This window comes from Algoriphagus sp. oki45 (genome assembly GCF_036245605.1).
Classification (GTDB): domain Bacteria; phylum Bacteroidota; class Bacteroidia; order Cytophagales; family Cyclobacteriaceae; genus Algoriphagus.
In genome coordinates this window covers 1-443 of record NZ_BTPC01000014.1, presented here as the reverse complement: position 1 = coordinate 443, position 443 = coordinate 1, and the positions used below count along the sequence as shown (strand labels likewise).

The following is a 443-nucleotide window of genomic DNA, read 5'->3' as shown; positions in this document are numbered from 1 at the left end:
GAACCTTTGTCTTCGACGGCACGGCCAAGTCCTTGGCGATCACGGGAACCCTTCCTGCAGGAACAAGTGTAGCTTATACCGACAACAGCCGAACCGATGTGGGCACCCAGGAAGTGACGGCTACGATCACGGGCAGCAATTACACCACACTGGTCTTAACTGCCGATCTGACGATCACCCCGGCCACGATCACGGGAATCACCTTTGCGGATGGAACCTTTGTCTTCGACGGCACGGCTAAGTCACTGGCGATCACGGGTACCCTTCCGGCAGGAACAAGTGTAGCTTATACCGACAACAGCCGAACCGATGTGGGCACCCAGGAAGTAACGGCTACGATCACGGGCAGCAATTATACCACACTGGTCTTGACTGCCGATCTGACGATCACCCCGGCCGCGATCACGGGAATTACCTTTATGGATGGAACCTTTGTCTTCGAC

At 55.8% G+C, this 443-nt stretch carries 1 protein-coding gene; it reads left to right on the top strand.

Annotated features, from left to right (window positions below):
* Nucleotides 1–443 (top strand): MBG domain-containing protein (locus AAA942_RS20225; protein ID WP_338222125.1); only part of this gene is annotated, 443 nt, incomplete at both ends.